This is a genomic window from Enterobacter cloacae complex sp. SYL003 (assembly GCF_049236925.1).
In the GTDB taxonomy this organism is placed as follows: domain Bacteria; phylum Pseudomonadota; class Gammaproteobacteria; order Enterobacterales; family Enterobacteriaceae; genus Enterobacter; species Enterobacter intestinihominis.
Genome location: NZ_JBMKJK010000003.1, coordinates 290,819 through 308,413 on the forward strand (window position 1 = coordinate 290,819; position 17,595 = coordinate 308,413).

Below are 17,595 nucleotides of genomic sequence, written 5' to 3' on the forward strand. Positions count from 1 at the left end.
TCCCGCCGTTGGCAGGTGCTCCAAAGTTGCGAATCATAGCATAAGGCAGGCGCGGAGGATGCGCCTGAGATGTAAAAGATGTGTATAGGGTTTTATGCGCGCTGTTCCCCCTCACCCCATACTCTTCCTCAAGGGAGAGGGGGACGTCCGAGCAGTCATTATTTTGTGGGGATCAGCGGCCGCCGCGGATCAAACCGCCCATGCCGCGTCGCTCCATAAACGCCGCCACCTGATGGCGCACTTCGGCTGCCAGCTGTGCCTCCAGGCTTCGCGCGGCCAGCTCATGCGCCTCATCTTGTTCGATGTGACGTAACAGGTATTTCACACGCGCAACGGAACGTCCGTTCATTGACAGGTGACGGAAACCGAGGCCAATCAGGATCGCCACGCACATCGGATCGCCGGCCATTTCACCGCACAGGCGCAGGTCGATATTATGCTGCTCGGCTTCGCGGGCGATCATCGCCAGGGCACGAAGCATCGCCGGATGCAGGCTGTCGTAGATACTGGCCACGCGCGTATTGTTGCGATCGACCGCCAGAATGTATTGCGTTAAGTCGTTGGTGCCAACGGAGATAAAATCAACGCGGGTCGCCAGCTGCGGTAACATAAAGACCATCGAAGGCACTTCCAGCATCACGCCAATACGGGGTTTAGGGATCGCGTAGCCGATCATCTCTTCCACTTCGCGCCCTGCACGTTCAATCAACCGCCGCGCTTCGTCGATCTCGTCAATACTGGTGACCATCGGCAGCAAAATGCTGAGATTCCCCGTGGCCGCGTTGGCACGCAGCATCGCACGAACCTGGATAAGGAAAATTTCCGGCTGATCGAGGGTAATGCGGATCCCACGCCAGCCGAGGCAGGGATTCTCTTCACTGATGGGCATATAGGGCAGTTGCTTATCCGCGCCGACGTCGAGGGTGCGCAACGTGACGGGTTTGTCGTTAAACATCTGCAACATGCCCTGATACTGCGCAACCTGCTCCTCTTCTGACGGGAAGCCGCTTTGCAGCATGAACGGTATTTCGGTGCGGTAGAGACCAATGCCATCGATGCGGCTGCCGAGCTTCTCTTCATGCTCGGGGCTTAACCCCGCGTTGAGCATCACCTTCACCCGCTCACCGCTCTTGAGCTGCGCGGGCAGGTTGACGTCATCTTCCGCCAGCTTGCTTAATTCATTCTCTTCGCTGATAAGACGCTGGTACTCCTGAAGAAGAACCGGCTCAGGATCCACCAGCAACTCACCGCGATATCCGTCCACCACCAGCGTGCGGCGATGCAGTACGGAGGGCTGAATATCCGCCCCCATCACGGTCGGAATACCGAGCGCACGCACCATAATGGCGGCATGAGAGTTAGCTGCGCCATCGCGCACCACCACGCCCGCCAGCCTGTCCTGCGGTAATTCCGCCAGCGTCGTCGCCGAGAGTTCATCGGCCACCAGCACAAACCGGTTCGGCCAGGCATTCGCCCCCTGAATAGTATCATCGAGGTGGAACAGCAGACGTTGCCCAAGCGCGCGTAAATCGCCGGCGCGCTCTTTCAGATAGCCGTCAGTCAGTACCGCAAACTGCTCGGCAAATTTTTCAATGACCTTTTTAACCGCCCACTCTGCCACCGACCCCTTATCGACCTCGGCAAATAACTCACGACGCAAACGCGCATCGGAAAGCAGGTGTGAGTAGAGATCGAAAATGGCCGCCGTCTCTTTTTGCGCGCCAGCGGCAAAGCGTTTGCTGTAGCGACGAAACTCATTCGCCGCCTCTTCCAGCGCAGCGGTGAGCCGTTCGCGCTCAAGCGCCTCATCCAGCGTCGAGGCTTCGTAGACCTGCTCCATCAGCGGGAGCGTGGCATCCATCCAGCCTTCGGCAATAGCGACCCCCGGCGAGGCCGGAAGCGCGCGAATACGCGTATGACGATACTGACCAAAAAGGGCTGTCAGTTGGGACTGAGAGAGGATCGCCGCCATCTGCGTTGCCAGCGTGACGAGGAAGGACTCCTCGCTTTCATCGTACTGGCGTAGCTCGCGCTGCTGAACAACAAGCACGCCAAGCAGCTGGCGGCGCTGAATAATCGGTACGCCAAGAAACGCGCGGAAACGCTCTTCTTTGACGGAAGGGATATATTTGAAGCTGGGGTGTTTTTGCGCATCGGCAAGGTTGATTGGCTCCGCCAGTCGCCCGACCAGGCCAACAATACCTTCATCAAACGCGAGCGTGACGGTACGTCCCCGTGGTTTTTTTAATCCGCGGGTTGCCATAAGGTAGTAGCAACGTCGGTCATGGTCGGCCAGGTAGACCGAACAGACCTCGGTTTCCATCGCAAGACAGATGTCCGTCACCAGAATATTCAGCGCCTCGTTGAGGCGAGGCGCACTGGCGACCTTTTCAACTATTTCTCGCAAGCGGGTGAGCATGATTTGCGTAGCTTAACCTCTTTTACGTCGCCAGGCAGGTGCGCTCTGTGGCTTCGGAGTCGTCTCCTGAAGCTGCATCACGACACTTGCGAACTCTTTCATCACCCTACGGTATACATCGCGCTTGAATGACACGACCTGACGAACCGGATACCAGTAGCTTACCCAGCGCCAGCCATCAAACTCTGGCGTGCTGCTGGTTTGCATATTGATATCTGAATCGTTGCCCACCAACTGCAAAAGAAACCACTTCTGTTTCTGGCCGATACAAACCGGCTTTGTGTCCCAACGCACCAAACGTTTCGGTAACTTGTAACGCAACCAGTTGCGGGTCGAAGCCAGGATGCGAACATCTTTTCGGCTTAAACCAACCTCTTCAAACAGCTCCCGGTACATCGCTTGTTCTGGGGACTCTCCAGGATTGATCCCGCCTTGCGGGAACTGCCAGGAGTGCTGACCATATCGCCTGGCCCACATCACCTGGCCCTGACGATTACAAATTACTATTCCTACGTTTGGGCGGTAGCCATCGTCATCAATCACCGGACTACCCCAAACTAAATCTGATATATGAATGATTGTTTCACACTACAGGGAGGCGGTAAACCACTCTCTTACAGGCCTGCAACCTAATAACATTTGAATAACTCACAATTTTGTGAGGAGTTATAAACAGATGAGGGCGACTGAGACCATTTTTATTCACCTTTTCTGTGGATATAGTTGTGAAGAAGTATGGAATTACCAATGAACAACCTTGTGGCCCGGCGAATCGGCAACTTTCATCACTTAAAATAAATTATTTAAATTCATCTAGTTAAACGTAAATTTAGGGTATCAGAGGCGATTAACGTGACGATCGTCACATCAAAGATCTTCCTGGTGATGAAAGATCGAACAGCGTCGATTTTATCCACAGATTGTGCCAATAAGTTAGGCACAATTTGTGTGAAAATTCGATTTTCATCGCACGTCAAGGCTGTAAATTGAAACAGTAGTGGCGGTTATTCGCAGTTATCCCATTTTTCTGTGGATAACATGGTGTAAGATCCTGTTTATTGTCAGTGACCAGAATTGCACAACCTGTTTTTTAGCCATGGCGCGACGGGATACATTCCTAAAAAACATAATATAAATCATCCACATGGAATATGTACTCAGAAAAAAGTAAACTCTATCCACAAGGGATAAAATATCAGTTCATTTTTTAACCAAAAGGTTGTCAGCATGCATTCTCTCGCCCCACTGCTCTCTCCTCCCGTCAGTGAAGCCCAGTTGCTCCAGCAGGCACAACGTCTGGCAGGCTATGCACTGGGCGAGCTGGCCGTGATGGCGGGGTTGACGATACCCAACGATCTGAAGCGCGATAAAGGCTGGATCGGCGTGTTGCTTGAACGTTGGCTGGGCGCAAGCGCGGGCAGTAAACCCGAGCAAGATTTTGCGGCGCTGGGGGTGGAACTGAAGACGATCCCCATTGATAGCCTGGGGCGGCCACTGGAAACTACCTTTGTCTGCGTTGCGCCGCTAACGGGTAATAGCGGAGTGACATGGGAAACCAGCCACGTCAGGCATAAGCTGAAGCGGGTGTTGTGGGTACCCGTTGAGGGTGACAGGCAGATCCCGCTGGCAGAGCGTCGCGTTGGCGCCCCGCTGCTCTGGAGCCCGGATGAAGAAGAAGAGAGACAGCTTTCCCAGGACTGGGAAGAGCTGATGGACATGATTGTGCTAGGACAGGTTGAGCAGATCACCGCCCGGCATGGCGAAGTGCTGCAACTCCGTCCCAAAGCCGCCAACAGCAAAGCGCTCACTGAAGCGGTAGGTGCACAGGGCGAACCGATCCTGACGCTGCCGCGCGGCTTCTATCTTAAAAAGAATTTCACCGGTGCACTGCTGGCACGACACTTCCTGTTGAAAACATAGTTTTTTACCAATTTTGCGCTCCGGCTAGCATAATCTCCTCCTTTTTAAGATTTCCCCCCTTTCACCTGTCGTAATATCAGGTTATTACTACACTATGATTTGATACGAGCCAGGTGAGGATGAGAACGATGAAAAAATGGGCAGTAATTATCTCAGCAGTCGGTTTAGCGTTTGCGGTATCGGGTTGTAGCAGCGACTATGTCATGTCAACGAAAGATGGTCGTATGATCCTGACCGATGGCAAACCCGAAGTCGACGACGATACCGGTCTGGTGAGTTACCGCGATCGCGAAGGCAATCAAATGCAAATTAATCGCGACGAAGTCTCCCAGATCATCGAGCGTTAAACAGATAAAGGTCAGTAGCTTGCTGGCCTTTTTGATTTTTTCCTTCCCCTTTTGCCTTCCCTCTGCCATGTTTATATTCCTTTGTCGGGAGGTTCCTGACGCGGTCTGTATGTCTAAAAAAGGAAACCGGCTATGCATTATCACCGTATCCCCCATAGCGCTCTGGAGATCAGCCAGCTGGGGTTAGGCACCATGACATTTGGTGAACAAAACAGCGAAGCCGATGCCCATGCACAACTCGATTACGCCGTCAGCCAGGGCATTAACCTGATTGACGTGGCGGAGATGTACCCAGTTCCTCCCCGCCCGGAAACTCAAGGTCTTACCGAAACGTATGTCGGCAACTGGCTGGCGAAACGCGGCAATCGCGAAAAGCTGGTCATCGCTTCTAAGGTTAGCGGCCCTTCCCGTAATAACGATGCCGGGATCCGCCCTAACCAGATCCTCGATCGCAAGAATATCCGTGCTGCGCTGGATGCCAGCCTCAAGCGCCTGCAAACCGACTATCTCGATCTTTATCAGGTGCACTGGCCGCAGCGTCCGACGAACTGCTTCGGTAAGCTTGGCTACACCTGGAACGAGAGTGCTCCGGCCGTCACCCTGCTGGAAACACTGGAGGCGCTCACGGAATGCCAGCGCGCGGGTAAGATCCGCTACATCGGCGTTTCCAACGAGACGGCGTTTGGCGTAATGCGCTATCTGCATCTGGCCGATAAACACGACCTGCCGCGGATCGTGACCATCCAGAACCCGTACAGCCTGCTGAACCGCAGTTATGAAGTGGGTCTCGCGGAAGTGACGCAGTACGAAGAGGTGGAGCTGCTCGCCTACTCTTGCCTGGGCTTCGGAACCCTGACGGGCAAATACCTGAACGGCGCGAAACCGGCTGGCGCGCGTAACACGCTTTTCAGCCGCTTCACCCGCTATAGCGGCGAGCAGACACAAAAAGCCGTGGCGGCCTATGTGGATATCGCGAAGCGTCACGGACTCGATCCGGCGCAGATGGCGCTGGCCTTCGTGCGTCGTCAGCCGTTTGTGGCAAGTACCCTGCTCGGCGCAACGACAATGGATCAGTTAAAAACCAATATTGAGAGTTTCCACCTGAACCTGAGTGAAGAGGTCTTAGCGGAGATTGAAGCGGTGCATCAGGTTTATACTTACCCGGCACCTTAAGTTGACGATTTGCCCGGTGGCGGCTCCGCCTGACCCGGCCTACGTTTCGTGATGTTGGCGGATTTTGTAGGCCCGGTAAGGCAACGCCGCCACCGGGCAAAGATATCACCGCCGACGCTGCCAGACCCACAGCCCGGTAATCGCCAGCGCAAACAGTGCGCCAAACCCCATCCCGATTGCCACAACCGGCGCACCTGCTTTTACCGCCAGCGAGTAAATCCCCAGCATCAGCAGCATCGCCATGTTTTCGCCAAGGTTTTGCACCGCAATGGCGTTGCCTGCCCCGACGGTCTGCTTGCCGCGCTCCTGCAAAAGCGCGTTGAGCGGCACCACAAAGAAACCGCCTAATACGCCGATCAGTAACAACAGGGCATAGGCTGGCAATATGGCATGTTGCAGGGAGAAGAACAGAACGCCGACGCCGATCAGGATCCCTGCAGGCATGCAGCGCGCAACGGTTTCAAGCGTTACCAGTTTGGCCGCAGCCCCGGCCCCGACCACAATCCCGACGGCGACCATGGCATTCAGGTAGGTCGGCGTGGCGTTGTCTGTTATACCCAGCGCCACCGGCACCCACAGCACCAGCAGGAAACGCAGCGTAACGCCGGCCCCCCAGAACATGCTGGTGCCCATCAGCGAGAAGCGTGTTTCACCGTTACGCCACAGTACGCGGCAGGCGTTGAAGAAGCTGCCGGTCATTGGCCCGAAGCGCCAGGATTGTCCCGGACGCGCCACGGCCAGTTTGGGGATAAACAGGTTGGCGATCACCGCGCCACCGTACATCAGGGCACAGATGCCAAGCGCGGCGAGTACATGCCAGTCTGCCAGTACACCTCCCGCCACCGAACCCAGGAGAATAGCCGCAATGGTGGAGGACTCCATCAGGCCGTTGGCCTTCACCAGCTTATCGCCGGTGGTGAGCTCACCCAGAATGCCGTACTTCGCCGGGGAGTAAGCTGCCGCGCCAATGCCCACCAGCGTGTAGCCGACAAACGGGTTGATACCAAAGCAGATGCTTGCCGCGCCCAGAAGCTTAAGGCTGTTGGCAAACATCATGACCCGACCTTTGGGGAAGCTGTCCGCCACCTGGCCAACAAACGGCGCAAATACAATGTAAGCACCCACAAACACCATCTGTAGGATCGGCTGGCTCCAGTCGGGATAAAACTCAGCTTTCAGCAACGCCAGCGTAGCAAACAGCAACGCGTTATCGCCGAACGCGGAAAGAAACTGGGCGGCGATAACCGCCATCATGCCTTTCGACCAGATTGAAGTGTTAGTGTGTACTGACTCACGCATTATGCTGTTCCGCCTCTTCAACCATGCCCTTCAGGGTCACAAAATCGGGTTTACCGCTGCCCAGCACCGGTAACTGTTTGAGGTAACGAATATCGCGGGGGACCGCCAGCTCGGGGATACCATGTTCGCGCGCATACCTGAGAAGCGCATCACGCTTCAGTTCACCGTCAGTAGTAAAGAGCACCAGCGCCTCGCCTTTACTGGCATCACTTTTCACCACGGTCGCATGCATTTTCTCCGCCGAGACTGCGGTCGCCAGCGTCTCGACCATTTCAAGAGAGACCATTTCCCCGGCGATCTTGGCGAAGCGTTTTGCACGTCCCTGGATCTGCACGAAGCCCTGATTGTCGAAGCGCACGATATCGCCCGTGTCGTACCAGCCCGTTTCAACCTCGCCATTGACGTTCTCGGCCGTCGGCGCCTCAAGCACGCCCGGGTTTTCCACACGCAGATAGCCGTTCATGACGTTCGGCCCTTTCAGTTGAAGACGTCCGCCGTCTTCAATACCCGGCACCGCCAGCAGACGCGCGTCCAGCCCCGGCAGAATGCGGCCAACCGTTCCCGGTTTTGCCGCCATCAGAACGTTGATGGAGACCACCGGCGCGCACTCCGTCACGCCATAGCCTTCCAGAATCCGCAGGCCAAACTTGTCCTGCCAGATCTGGCGCGTACTGTCCTGGAGTTTTTCCGCCCCCGCCACCACGTAGCGCACGCGGAAGAAATCATACGGGTTGGCGAAGCGCGCGTAATTTCCGAGGAAGGTGGACGTCCCGAACAGCACCGTGCAGTTACGGTCATAAACCAGCTCCGGCACAATGCGGTAGTGCAGCGGGCTTGGGTAGAGGAACACCTCGGCACCGGTCAGCAGCGGCGTAAAGAGACCCACGGTCAAACCAAATGAGTGGAACAGCGGCAGCGCCGACATAAAGCGATCGTTGGCGGTAAAGTCAGCGATGGTTTTAATCTGTTCGACGTTTGCCAGAATGCTTTTGTGGCTATGAACCACACCTTTCGGGTTGCCTTCAGAGCCGGAGGTAAAGAGGATAATGGCATCATCCTCCGGCTGCTGCTTAACCTGCGCCAGACGCGGCATCAGCAGGTGCGCGAAAATCCACAGCTTGTCGGCGGTCGTGACGTCTGCTTTCAGATCTTCCAGGAACACCCAGCGCACCTGCGTCAGCTGTTCCGGCAGGTGCCACAGCTTGCCTTTATCCAGGAACTGGCGGGAGGTAAAGATGGTGTTGATTTGTGCTGCGGTAATCGCGCTGGAGAGCCCTTTCACGCCCGCCGTGTAGTTCATCATCGCCGGAATGCGGCCCCGGGAGACGGCACCAAAGATCACCGCCGCGCTAATACCCGCGTTTGGCAGCATCAGGCCGATCTTTTCGCCCTGTTTGCTGTACTTTTCCAGGATACGCCCGACAAACAGCGTTTTGGTCAAAAGCTTACGGTAGGTATCCGGCGTAAAGTTGATGTCTTCGATGCAGTTTTTCTTCGCACCGTAGCGATACTGCGCCGACAGCAACGATTCATACAGCGTTTCGCGCGGGCGTACGGCCATGCGCGCTTCCATCATAATCTGGTGCAGCATTTCCCCGGCGATTTTACGGCGGTCACGCGCGCGCGGCGCCTCGGGCATCGGCAGTGACGTCGGCGGTAATATATGCAGCGTAATTTTCGGGAACAGACGCTGCTTCACCAGCCCTTTCAGACGGCTGAAAAAGGTCAGCTCAGCCCCGTCGATGCGTAGCGGCACGACGGTGGCCTGAGACTTCGCCGCGACAAAACCGGCGCCGTCGTAAATTTTCATCAGGGAGCCCGTCACTGAAATCCGCCCTTCCGGGAAGATAACCACCGGACGCCCCTGCCCAATCAGACGCACCAGATGTTTAATCATCATCGGTTTGGTAGGGTCGAGCGGGACAAAATCAATCAGCGGCCTGAGCCAGCGCATGTACCATTTTTCACTGATGGAGCTGTACACCGCAAAGACGGGCCGCACGGGCAAAAAAAGCGCCAGCAATACGCCATCAAGAAAAGAGACGTGATTCGGTGTGATAAGAACACGCTCGCCATAGAGTGCCTGCGTATCGCCAGTCACGCGAATGCGAAACAGGACACGAAACAGTGTGCGGAAGAACCCAAAAAGCATTTCAACTCCCTTTGCCAGCCAGTGTGAAAGGTATAAATGGTGGCAGATTACACGAGAAGTAGTGAGGGAGCGATAGCAAAAACAGAGGCGAAAAAAAACCTGCGCATCCGCGCAGGTTGGTGCAAGTGAAGAGTACGAAAACGTACCAGGAATTCTCACCAATCAATACCTCTGGGATCTTGATTGTGGCCTCCGGCGACAGGCTTCGCCAGCAGGAAAACGCAAGGGAATGAGCCGAAGTGCAACCAGGTGTGAATAATCTCTTTTGCTGTTACAGGTTGAACTTACAGGCAAAAAAAAACCTGCGTAAAACGCAGGTTGGTGTAAATCGTGTTAATCAACCGAAGTTGATTCCACCTATCAATACCTCTGGGATCTCGACTCTAGCAATTCACAACGCATCGTTGCCAACGGACAATCGCAACAGCCTGAGGCAAAGTGTAACTAAAGGTTCAGATTGACATTATTCAGACATGACTGGCCGTGTAACGATTACACCGCGAGGGATGTTCTGCTTCACGTTTGCAGAGGACGCTCACCCGCTCCCCTTGAATGCGCGCCGCTTTTCCGCAACACTAGTTAGTGTGTAAACGCTTACCCCTATAAGAAGGTATTGAATGGCGACAATTAAGGATGTGGCTCGTCTGGCCGGTGTTTCCGTCGCGACCGTCTCCCGCGTGATCAACAACTCCCCTAAAGCGAGTGATGCATCACGCCAGGCCGTGCAGGACGCCATGGAAAACCTGAATTATCACCCTAACGCCAACGCACGCGCCCTTGCCCAACAGTCGACAGAAACCATCGGGCTGGTGGTCGGGGATGTATCCGATCCGTTTTTCGGTGCGATGGTCAAAGCCGTAGAACAAGTTTCTTATCACACCGGTAATTTCCTGCTGATTGGTAATGGCTACCACAATGAACAGAAAGAACGCCAGGCCATTGAGCAGTTGATCCGTCATCGCTGTGCGGCGCTGGTGGTCCATGCCAAAATGATCCCCGACGCCGAGCTGATCCATCTGATGAAACAGATGCCGGGGATGGTGATTATCAACCGTATTATTCCCGGATTTGAAACCCGCTGCGTGGCGCTCGACGACCGTTACGGCGCATGGCTCGCAACCCGTCACCTGATCCAGCAGGGCCATACCCGAATTGGTTATCTGTGCTCCAACCACCCAATTTCCGATGCGGAAGATCGCCTTCAGGGCTATTACGACGCGCTGCGCGAAGCCGGTCTGCCGTGCAACGATCGTCTTGTGGCGTACGGAGAACCGGATGAGAGTGGCGGCGAGCAGGCGATGACGGAGCTGCTGGGCCGCGGGCGGAATTTCACCGCCGTGGCCAGCTATAACGACTCCATGGCCGCCGGCGCGATGGGCGTGCTGAATGATAACGGGATTGACGTCCCGGCAGAAATTTCGCTGATTGGCTTTGATGATGTGCTGGTGTCGCGCTACGTGCGCCCTCGCCTGACCACCGTGCGCTACCCGATTGTGACCATGGCAACGCAGGCGGCAGAACTGGCGTTAGCGCTGGCCGAGCATCGCCCGCCACCGGAAATTACCCACCTGTTCAGCCCAACCTTAGTGCGCCGTCACTCGGTGGTATCGCCCGCGGAAGCCGTGAGCGAACAGCGATAGAGATGGACGGTTTTATCCGGGTATTCCAGCGCATCACCGATGTAGTGCCAGCCGTAACGTTCGTAGAAGTCGCGGCAGGCAGACCAGAGATGAAGCTCGTGATACCCGGCGCGTCGCGCGTAGCCGATAACATGCTGCTGAAGTTTTCCCGCCAGCCCGTTTCCCCGCGCGGCTTCATCGACATACAGCGCAGCCAGCCAGGGATGGAGATCCTGCCGGGAAATTAAATCGCAACGCCACAACCCAATGGTGCCCAGCAGTTGGTCATCCTCAACGGCAATAAAGGTGAGCGGTAACTCGCCTGGCGTCAGGCTGTGCTCGACAATGCTCTGGAAAAAGGCACGCGGCATACCTTCACCAAACGCGTTCCAGATCCAGTCGATCACCTGCTGTGTAAACTGCGGCGCAGCGTGAAGCGGCAGTATATTCACACCAGCTTCCCCTGGAAAAGAGGGACCGATTCGAAGAGATAGCCGTCAAAATCGGGCGCGTCTTCGTCTGACAGCTCGAGCAGGCTCTTTTTGACGTTTTCAAGATGCTGGAACATCGCCTGCCACGCCCCCATCACGTCGCGGCGGCGGAGCGCAGCGAGAATGGTTTGCCTGTCTCCGAGCCACTTCAGGCGCCAGGCGCGGCTGGCGATATGGCCATTGAACTGCTGCCACAGCGGACTGCTGTCCATGTGATGCCAGACGCTCTCAACCGTCGCCAGCAGCATCTGGTTTTGTGTGGCCCCAGCCAGCACCAGGTGGAACATTTTGTTGTTGTCCTGGCTGCGATCGTCGACGGCAATCGCCCGTTGCTCTTGCTCGATAATGCGGCGCAGGTTGTCGATGTCCGCCCGTGTCGCCATTTTTGCGGCAAAGGCAGCGATGTTGCTTTCAAGCAGTTGACGCGCCTGGAGAATTTCAAACGGCCCAACGTCACTGTTCAGAAAACGCTCTTCCTCGTTTTCATGCTCTTCCGGAATGCGCATCACGTACACGCCTGACCCCTGGCGAATATCCACCGTTCCCTGAAGCTCAAGCATCAGCAGCGCCTCGCGCACGATAGTGCGGCTGACGCCATACGTCTCGGCGATGTTGCGCTCCGGCGGCAGACGCGATCCCACGGGATAATGCCCCTGGATAATCTGCGCCCGTAAATCCTCGCCAATCTCCTGGTACTGTTTTTTTTCCGGCAGGATGACAGCCTTATCCACGTTTTCACCTGTGTTTTTCAGTTAATGCGCGGGCCGGACGTCCTCCCGGCCAGTTTGTGCGCTATTTTACCAGAAGGCTTACTTCCATTCATCGTCTACCCTGAGCGTCAGCACACGCTTATCGCGCAGCTGGCGGAACCAGGACGCTGATTTCTTTGCCCGCCGTGCGCGTTGATTTTCAAGGTCGATCTCAATCAGCCCGTAGCGGTTTTTAAACGCGTTCATCGGGGAGACATTGTCGGTGAAGGCCCACAGCATATAACCGTGACAGTTCGCCCCCGCCTCCCGCGCCAGCAGCGTGTAGTAGAGATGTTCGCTGATAAACGCGATGCGGTACGTGTCGTCAATGACGCCGTCACGATTGCGATACTGCGCTTCGTTCTCCACGCCCATCCCGCTTTCCGCCACAAACCAGTCAATGTTGCGATAGTCGTTTTTAATCCGCATCGCCATGTCGTAAATAATGCGCGGAAAGATCTCCCAGCCGCGGGAGGTGTTCATACGCCGTCCGGGCAGCTCAAACGGCTCGTAGTAGTACGCCGGATGGAACGGCGTCTCCGGGTGCCAGGCGCGGGACGGGGCTTTGACGCGATGCGGGTAATAGAGGTTAATGCCCAGCTCATCGACGGTGTTGTCGGCAATCAGCGCCAGCTCGTCAGCCGTGTAGTCCCACTGCACCTGATGCTGCGCCAGCAGGGTAAAGAGCGCCTGCGGATAGCGCCCGTGCACCAGCGGGTCGAGAAAGACGCGGTTGTAGAACAGATCGTACATCTCTGCCGCTCGCACGTCATGCGGCGCGCGGGAGCGCGGATAGGTCACTTCCGGGTTAAGAATACAGCCCACCGTGCCGTCATACCCTTTCTCGCGAAACAGCTTCACCACTTTCGCCGTCGCCAGCACCTTATGGTGGTTCCACTGCATCCAGGTGCTGGTGCTCTGCTCATAGGGCCAGCGCAGCGCGTCAAGGTAGACGCGCGTCTGGACCACAATCGGTTCGTTGAAGGTAAACCAGCGGGTGACTTTGCCGTGAAAGCGCTCAAACACTTTTTCCGCATAGCGAACGAACAGCTCGACGACGTGCTTTGACGCCCAGCCGCCGTAGGTCTCCAGCAGCACGCCCGGCAATTCGTAGTGTTCCAGGCAGATCATCGGCTCAATGCCCTGACGGTGCATTTCATCGAACAGCGCGTCGTAATATGCGGCGTACTCTTCATCTACCGTCGCATTCTCATAGTCGGTTAAAAAGCGCGACCAGTTGATCGAGGTGCGATAGTGCGTCAGTCCCGCCTGCTTCATCAGCGCTACATCTTCGCGGAAGCGATTGATAAAGTCGGTTGCCACCGCCGGACCATAGCCGTTGTGCCAGACGTGACGATCGTTCATGTACCAGAGATCGATCCACGAATCCTGCCCCGGCTTTTTGCCGCTCCAGCCCTCGGTCTGCCAGGCCGATGCCGCCGCACCCAGAATAAAATCTTGCGGTATGGCTATCTGTTTTGTGCTCATCGTATCCTCATGCGTTATCGGTGGCTTGTTGCAGTGCGGCCTGCTCTGCGCGGCGTGAAGCAATTTTCACAAACGGCAGATAGATAATCACCGCGGTCACGATGCAGATAAACTGGGTGATGACCGCCCCTATGGAGCCCGCCGTTGACAGCCAGGCGTTGATCAGCGGCGGCGTGGTCCAGGGCACCATCACCACGGCTTTCCCGGCAAATCCGGTCACGGTAGCAAAGTAGCCAATCGAGCCCGTCACCAGCGGCGTGATGATGAAGGGGATAGCCAGGATCGGGTTGAGCATGATTGGCATACCGAAGATCACCGGCTCATTGATATTAAAAATACCCGGCCCGATGGAGAGCTTGGCTATCTCCTTCATCTCTTTACGTTTGGTGGCAATCATGACGGCTATCAGCAGGCCGATGGTCAGGCCGGAGCCGCCGATGCTCATATAGACGTCCCAGAACGGCATGGTGATGATGTTTGGCACCTCTTTGCCCTGCTCGAACGCGCTCATGTTAACGGTGATTGCCCCCAGCAGCAGCGGCTCGCGGATCGGCTTGATCATCTGGTTGCCGTGAATACCAATCACCCAGAACAGCTGGGCGACAAACATCAGCAGCAGGATCCCCGGCAGGCTTTGCACCACGCGCTCCAGCGGCTGTTGTACCACCTGATAAACCGCGTCGTAGAGATACATGCCGGTAACCTGATGAAACACGAAGCCAAAGGTGGCGATGGCGGTGGTGGTGATAATGGCCGGGATCAGCGCAGAGAACGACGCGGCAACGTTCGGCGGCACCGTGTCCGGCATCCTGATTTTCAGCCCCTTGCGGTTTTCCAGCCAGCAGTAGATCTCCACCGACAGGATGGCGATAAACATACCGAGGAACAGGCTGCGGGTATCTGAGAACTGGCGCAGCAGCACATCTTTCACCACGTGCATCTCACCGTCCACCAGCATTTCCACCGTGGTCGGCGTCACGCAGATAAAGCAGATCACCGCCAGCAGGCCGGGGAACAGGGACTTAATGCCGTTAATACGCCCCAGCTCAATGCCGATTAAAAACACCGCGCCGATGTTGAGAAAGTTCAGCGTGGCATAGTTGAGCGCGCTGGTGATCGGCTTTAAGGCCGCGAGAAACGACAGCGACTGAAAGCTCGCCAGACCGTTTTTCGGATCCAGCACCATATTGGAGATCAATACCGAGAACGCCCCCACTATGATGACTGGCATTAAGGTAATAAACGCAGACTTGATCGCCTGGATATAGCGATAGCTGTTGAAGGTAGTGGCAAAACTGCCCAGAGCGTCGATCAGTTTTTCCTGAAATGCCATAGGGTAATACCTCAGTAAAAGGGCTTTTATTGAATAAGGTGTACAGCCGGATACTATTGGTATGCCAAAAATAGCGTCCACAGGCGATTTGTTCTGTGATTAAGCTCCCAACGCCGTTAGAGGTATTCCAGATTATGATTTATCACCATTTTGGTATACCAATGACAGGCATTTATTCCGCGGGCGAGGATCGTTACTGAAAAGCGTGATCGTTATGGGGTTTTGTCCTTCCCACGTCGCTTATGCGCCGGATGGTCTGTGTTAAACTGCAAACCATTACGTGGAAACAGGAATTTCGAATGGCAACAATGCTGGATGTCTCACTGCGTGCGGGCGTGTCGAAGGCCACCGTTTCGCGCGTGCTGAACGGCACAGGTCAGGTTAAAGAGAGCACGCGCCAGCAGGTATTTCGCGCGATGGAGGAGCTGGGCTATCGTCCGAACTTTCTCGCGCGCTCGCTGGCTAACCAGACCAGCAACAGCATCGGTCTGGTCGTCTCGACGTTCGACGGTTTTTACTTTGGTCGTTTGCTACAGCAGGCGTCACGGCAGACCGAAACGCACGGTAAACAGCTGATTGTTACCGACGGTCACGATGCCCCTGAACAGGAAGAACTGGCGGTGCAGATGCTCGCCGACCGCAAGTGCGACGCTATCGTGCTGTACACGCGTTACATGAGCGAAAAGACGATCCTGAAGCTGATCAACAGCGTGCAGACGCCGCTGGTGATCATTAACCGCGAAGTGAGCCAGGCGGCGGATCGCTGCGTCTTCTTTGAACAGCAGGACGCAGCCTTCAAAGCGGTGGATTACCTGATAAGCCAGGGCCATCGGGAGATCGCCTGTATCACCGTCCCGATCCACACCCCAACGGGTAAAGCGCGGCTGATGGGCTACCGTAAGGCGCTGGAGAAGCACGGTATTCGTCTTGACGAGCGGCGGATTAAATACGGCGATGCCGGCATGACGCGGGGTTACGAGCTGTGCAAGGAGCTGATTGCGGAAAAGACATCGTTCAGCGCCCTGTTTGCCTGTAACGATGACATGGCCCTGGGCGCCTCCAAAGCATTACACCAGGCCGGGCTGAAGATCCCGCAGGATATTTCGCTGTTTGGTTTTGACGATGCCCCCAGCGCAAAGTGGCTGGAGCCTGCCCTGTCGTCGGTGTATTTGCCGATCGACAACATGATCGTCACGGCGATCGACCAGGCGATCCGGCTGGCAAAAAACCAGCCGGTTGAAGCGATCCCACCGTTCACCGGCACGCTGGTATTACGCGATTCCGTGACAACAGGCCCCTGGTTTAATCAGACCAGCTCTAACGCCAGCAGCTCCTGAATGGTCTGGCGACGGCGAATCAGCCGCGCCACGCCGTTATCAAACAGCACTTCCGGCAGCAGCGGACGGCTATTATAGTTCGAAGACATAGACGCCCCGTACGCACCGGTATCATGCAGCACCAGATAATCTCCCGGTTTTACCTCTGGCAGCGAACGGGTTTCGACTTTCCCGCCTTCCTGCTGAGTAAAGACGTCACCGGATTCACACAGCGGGCCGGCAACAACGGTCTCGATGCGCGGGGCGTTGACCAGATCGCGGCCATCGGCGGCAAGCGCGGTGATGTGATGATAGCTGCCGTACATGGACGGGCGCATCAGGTCGTTGAAGCCAGCATCAATCAGCACAAAGTGACGGCTTCCCATCTCCTTCACGCTCCGCACCTGCGCCACCAGCACGCCAGCTTCGGCGACCAGGAAACGACCCGGCTCAATCTCCAGCTTCACCGCATGGCCCAGATGAGCGGCGATGCTGTCACGCGCGGCGCTCCACAGGCCGTAATAGTGATCCGTGTCGATCGCCTCCTCCCCTTCGCGGTAAGGGATCGAAAGCCCTCCCCCGGCGGAGATCGCCTCCAGATCCTGACCAAAATCGATAACCTGACGCACCATCGCGCCACAGACCTGCTCAAGATGGCCATAATCCACGCCGGATCCGATATGCATGTGAATACCCACCAGCTTAAGGTTGTAACGTTGTAAAACCTCCAGCGCCGCAGGCATATCGGCATACCAAATCCCGTGCTTGCTGTTTTCGCCCCCGGTGTTGGTTTTCTGACTGTGACCGTGACCAAAGCCCGGGTTGATGCGCAGCCAGACGCGATGGCCCGGGGAAACCTGCCCAAGCTGTTCCAGCATATCCACCGAACCGGCATTCACCGGGATTTGCAGCTCGTGCACGCGCGCCAGCGTGGCGTCGTCTATCAGGTCAGCGGTGAAGACGATCGCGTCGCTATCGGCCTTTGGATCAAACCCGGCCGCCAGCGCACGTTCGATTTCACCCAGCGATACGGAGTCAACCTTCACGCCCTGCTCGAGCATCATGCGCAAAATATGAATATTGGAGCAGGCCTTCTGCGCAAAACGCACCACGTCAAACTGATGCAGCGCGGCGATTTTCTCGCGAACAATCTGCGCATCGTAGACCCACACCGGACAGCCGAATTCGGCAGGCAGGCGCAGCAGGTTATCGGCGTTTAAATCGGTTTCGGTCTGGTTGAGCGGGCGTGGCATGGTCGTCTCCGGTATTCTGTTTTTTATCATTACGCC

14 protein-coding genes are annotated in these 17,595 nt (G+C 56.1%); 5 read left to right on the forward strand and 9 right to left on the reverse strand.

All coding sequences use genetic code 11. The features are described from left to right. Positions 1-172: 172 nt before the first annotated feature. Complete coding sequence (gene ptsP, locus ACOT1A_RS05945; RefSeq protein ID WP_023306854.1) at positions 173-2,419, reverse strand: phosphoenolpyruvate--protein phosphotransferase; 2,247 nt, start codon at positions 2,417-2,419, stop codon at positions 173-175. Between the two features lie 12 nt (positions 2,420-2,431). Further along, on the reverse strand, positions 2,432-2,962 hold the full coding sequence (rppH, locus tag ACOT1A_RS05950; protein ID WP_032622373.1) for an RNA pyrophosphohydrolase: 531 nt from the start codon (positions 2,960-2,962) through the stop codon (positions 2,432-2,434). Between the two features lie 684 nt (positions 2,963-3,646). Between rppH and mutH the strand changes: the two genes are divergently transcribed. The 3 genes from mutH to ACOT1A_RS05965 all read left to right on the forward strand — a co-directional run bounded on the left by mutH (position 3,647) and on the right by ACOT1A_RS05965 (position 5,859). Next, the gene (gene mutH / locus ACOT1A_RS05955; protein ID WP_022649239.1) at positions 3,647-4,339 is read left to right on the forward strand and encodes a DNA mismatch repair endonuclease MutH; all 693 of its coding nucleotides are present in this window, start codon (positions 3,647-3,649) and stop codon (positions 4,337-4,339) included. Positions 4,340-4,467: 128 nt separating this feature from the next. Further along, entirely contained in the window at positions 4,468-4,686 is a 219-nt protein-coding gene (locus ACOT1A_RS05960; RefSeq protein ID WP_003862794.1) for a YgdI/YgdR family lipoprotein, read from the forward strand. Between the two features lie 132 nt (positions 4,687-4,818). Continuing rightward, positions 4,819-5,859 (forward strand): NADP(H)-dependent aldo-keto reductase, encoded by a 1,041-nt coding sequence (locus tag ACOT1A_RS05965; RefSeq protein ID WP_015571754.1) that lies wholly within the window; start codon positions 4,819-4,821, stop codon positions 5,857-5,859. A 105-nt stretch (positions 5,860-5,964) separates the two neighbouring features. On the opposite strand, the gene lplT is transcribed toward ACOT1A_RS05965, so the two are convergent. Both lplT and aas read right to left on the reverse strand, forming a co-directional pair. Continuing rightward, positions 5,965-7,158 carry a lysophospholipid transporter LplT gene (gene lplT / locus ACOT1A_RS05970; RefSeq protein ID WP_276169913.1) on the reverse strand — a complete coding sequence of 398 codons (1,194 nt, stop codon included), beginning with the start codon at positions 7,156-7,158 and terminating at the stop codon, positions 5,965-5,967. After that, entirely contained in the window at positions 7,151-9,310 is a 2,160-nt protein-coding gene (aas, locus tag ACOT1A_RS05975) for a bifunctional acyl-ACP--phospholipid O-acyltransferase/long-chain-fatty-acid--ACP ligase (protein ID WP_276169912.1), read from the reverse strand. The genes lplT and aas overlap by 8 nt, the downstream gene beginning before the upstream one ends. 617 nt (positions 9,311-9,927) lie before the next feature. Between aas and galR the strand changes: the two genes are divergently transcribed. Then, entirely contained in the window at positions 9,928-10,950 is a 1,023-nt protein-coding gene (gene galR, locus ACOT1A_RS05980; protein ID WP_003862806.1) for an HTH-type transcriptional regulator GalR, read from the forward strand. Here the strand turns inward: galR and ACOT1A_RS05985 are convergent. The 4 genes from ACOT1A_RS05985 to ACOT1A_RS06000 all read right to left on the reverse strand — a co-directional run bounded on the left by ACOT1A_RS05985 (position 10,905) and on the right by ACOT1A_RS06000 (position 14,990). Further along, positions 10,905-11,381, reverse strand: a complete 477-nt coding sequence (locus ACOT1A_RS05985) for a GNAT family N-acetyltransferase (protein WP_038416627.1) — start codon at positions 11,379-11,381, stop codon at positions 10,905-10,907. The two genes, galR and ACOT1A_RS05985, sit on opposite strands and share 46 nt — an antisense overlap. Beyond that, positions 11,378-12,151: a GntR family transcriptional regulator gene (locus tag ACOT1A_RS05990; protein WP_022649243.1), complete on the reverse strand. Its 774-nt coding sequence runs from the start codon at positions 12,149-12,151 to the stop codon at positions 11,378-11,380. Before ACOT1A_RS05990 ends, ACOT1A_RS05985 begins: the two co-directional genes overlap by 4 nt. 78 nt (positions 12,152-12,229) lie before the next feature. Then, positions 12,230-13,657, reverse strand: a complete 1,428-nt coding sequence (locus ACOT1A_RS05995) for a glycoside hydrolase family 1 protein (protein WP_276169911.1) — start codon at positions 13,655-13,657, stop codon at positions 12,230-12,232. Between the two features lie 7 nt (positions 13,658-13,664). Then, positions 13,665-14,990 carry a PTS sugar transporter subunit IIC gene (locus ACOT1A_RS06000; protein ID WP_276169910.1) on the reverse strand — a complete coding sequence of 442 codons (1,326 nt, stop codon included), beginning with the start codon at positions 14,988-14,990 and terminating at the stop codon, positions 13,665-13,667. A gap of 299 nt (positions 14,991-15,289) precedes the next feature. On the opposite strand from ACOT1A_RS06000, the gene ACOT1A_RS06005 reads away from it, so the two are divergent. Next, a complete protein-coding gene (locus tag ACOT1A_RS06005) occupies positions 15,290-16,327 on the forward strand; it encodes a LacI family DNA-binding transcriptional regulator (RefSeq protein ID WP_023298518.1) in 1,038 nt (345 codons plus the stop codon). On the opposite strand, the gene lysA is transcribed toward ACOT1A_RS06005, so the two are convergent. After that, positions 16,297-17,559, reverse strand: coding sequence for a diaminopimelate decarboxylase (lysA, locus tag ACOT1A_RS06010; protein ID WP_276169909.1), 1,263 nt, complete (start codon positions 17,557-17,559; stop codon positions 16,297-16,299). The genes ACOT1A_RS06005 and lysA overlap by 31 nt on opposite strands. Positions 17,560-17,595 lie beyond the last annotated feature (36 nt).

What these genes read in the sequence shown, in the direction of transcription:
- ptsP (WP_023306854.1), bottom strand. Translation starts at nt 2,419, where the DNA reads ATGCTCACCCGCTTGCGAGAAATAGTTGAAAAGGTCGCCAGTGCGCCT.
- mutH (WP_022649239.1), top strand. Translation starts at nt 3,647, where the DNA reads ATGCATTCTCTCGCCCCACTGCTCTCTCCTCCCGTCAGTGAAGCCCAG.
- ACOT1A_RS05960 (WP_003862794.1), top strand. Translation starts at nt 4,468, where the DNA reads ATGAAAAAATGGGCAGTAATTATCTCAGCAGTCGGTTTAGCGTTTGCG.
- ACOT1A_RS05965 (WP_015571754.1), top strand. Translation starts at nt 4,819, where the DNA reads ATGCATTATCACCGTATCCCCCATAGCGCTCTGGAGATCAGCCAGCTG.
- lplT (WP_276169913.1), bottom strand. Translation starts at nt 7,158, where the DNA reads ATGCGTGAGTCAGTACACACTAACACTTCAATCTGGTCGAAAGGCATG.
- aas (WP_276169912.1), bottom strand. Translation starts at nt 9,310, where the DNA reads ATGCTTTTTGGGTTCTTCCGCACACTGTTTCGTGTCCTGTTTCGCATT.
- galR (WP_003862806.1), top strand. Translation starts at nt 9,928, where the DNA reads ATGGCGACAATTAAGGATGTGGCTCGTCTGGCCGGTGTTTCCGTCGCG.
- ACOT1A_RS05995 (WP_276169911.1), bottom strand. Translation starts at nt 13,657, where the DNA reads ATGAGCACAAAACAGATAGCCATACCGCAAGATTTTATTCTGGGTGCG.
- ACOT1A_RS06000 (WP_276169910.1), bottom strand. Translation starts at nt 14,990, where the DNA reads ATGGCATTTCAGGAAAAACTGATCGACGCTCTGGGCAGTTTTGCCACT.
- ACOT1A_RS06005 (WP_023298518.1), top strand. Translation starts at nt 15,290, where the DNA reads ATGGCAACAATGCTGGATGTCTCACTGCGTGCGGGCGTGTCGAAGGCC.
- lysA (WP_276169909.1), bottom strand. Translation starts at nt 17,559, where the DNA reads ATGCCACGCCCGCTCAACCAGACCGAAACCGATTTAAACGCCGATAAC.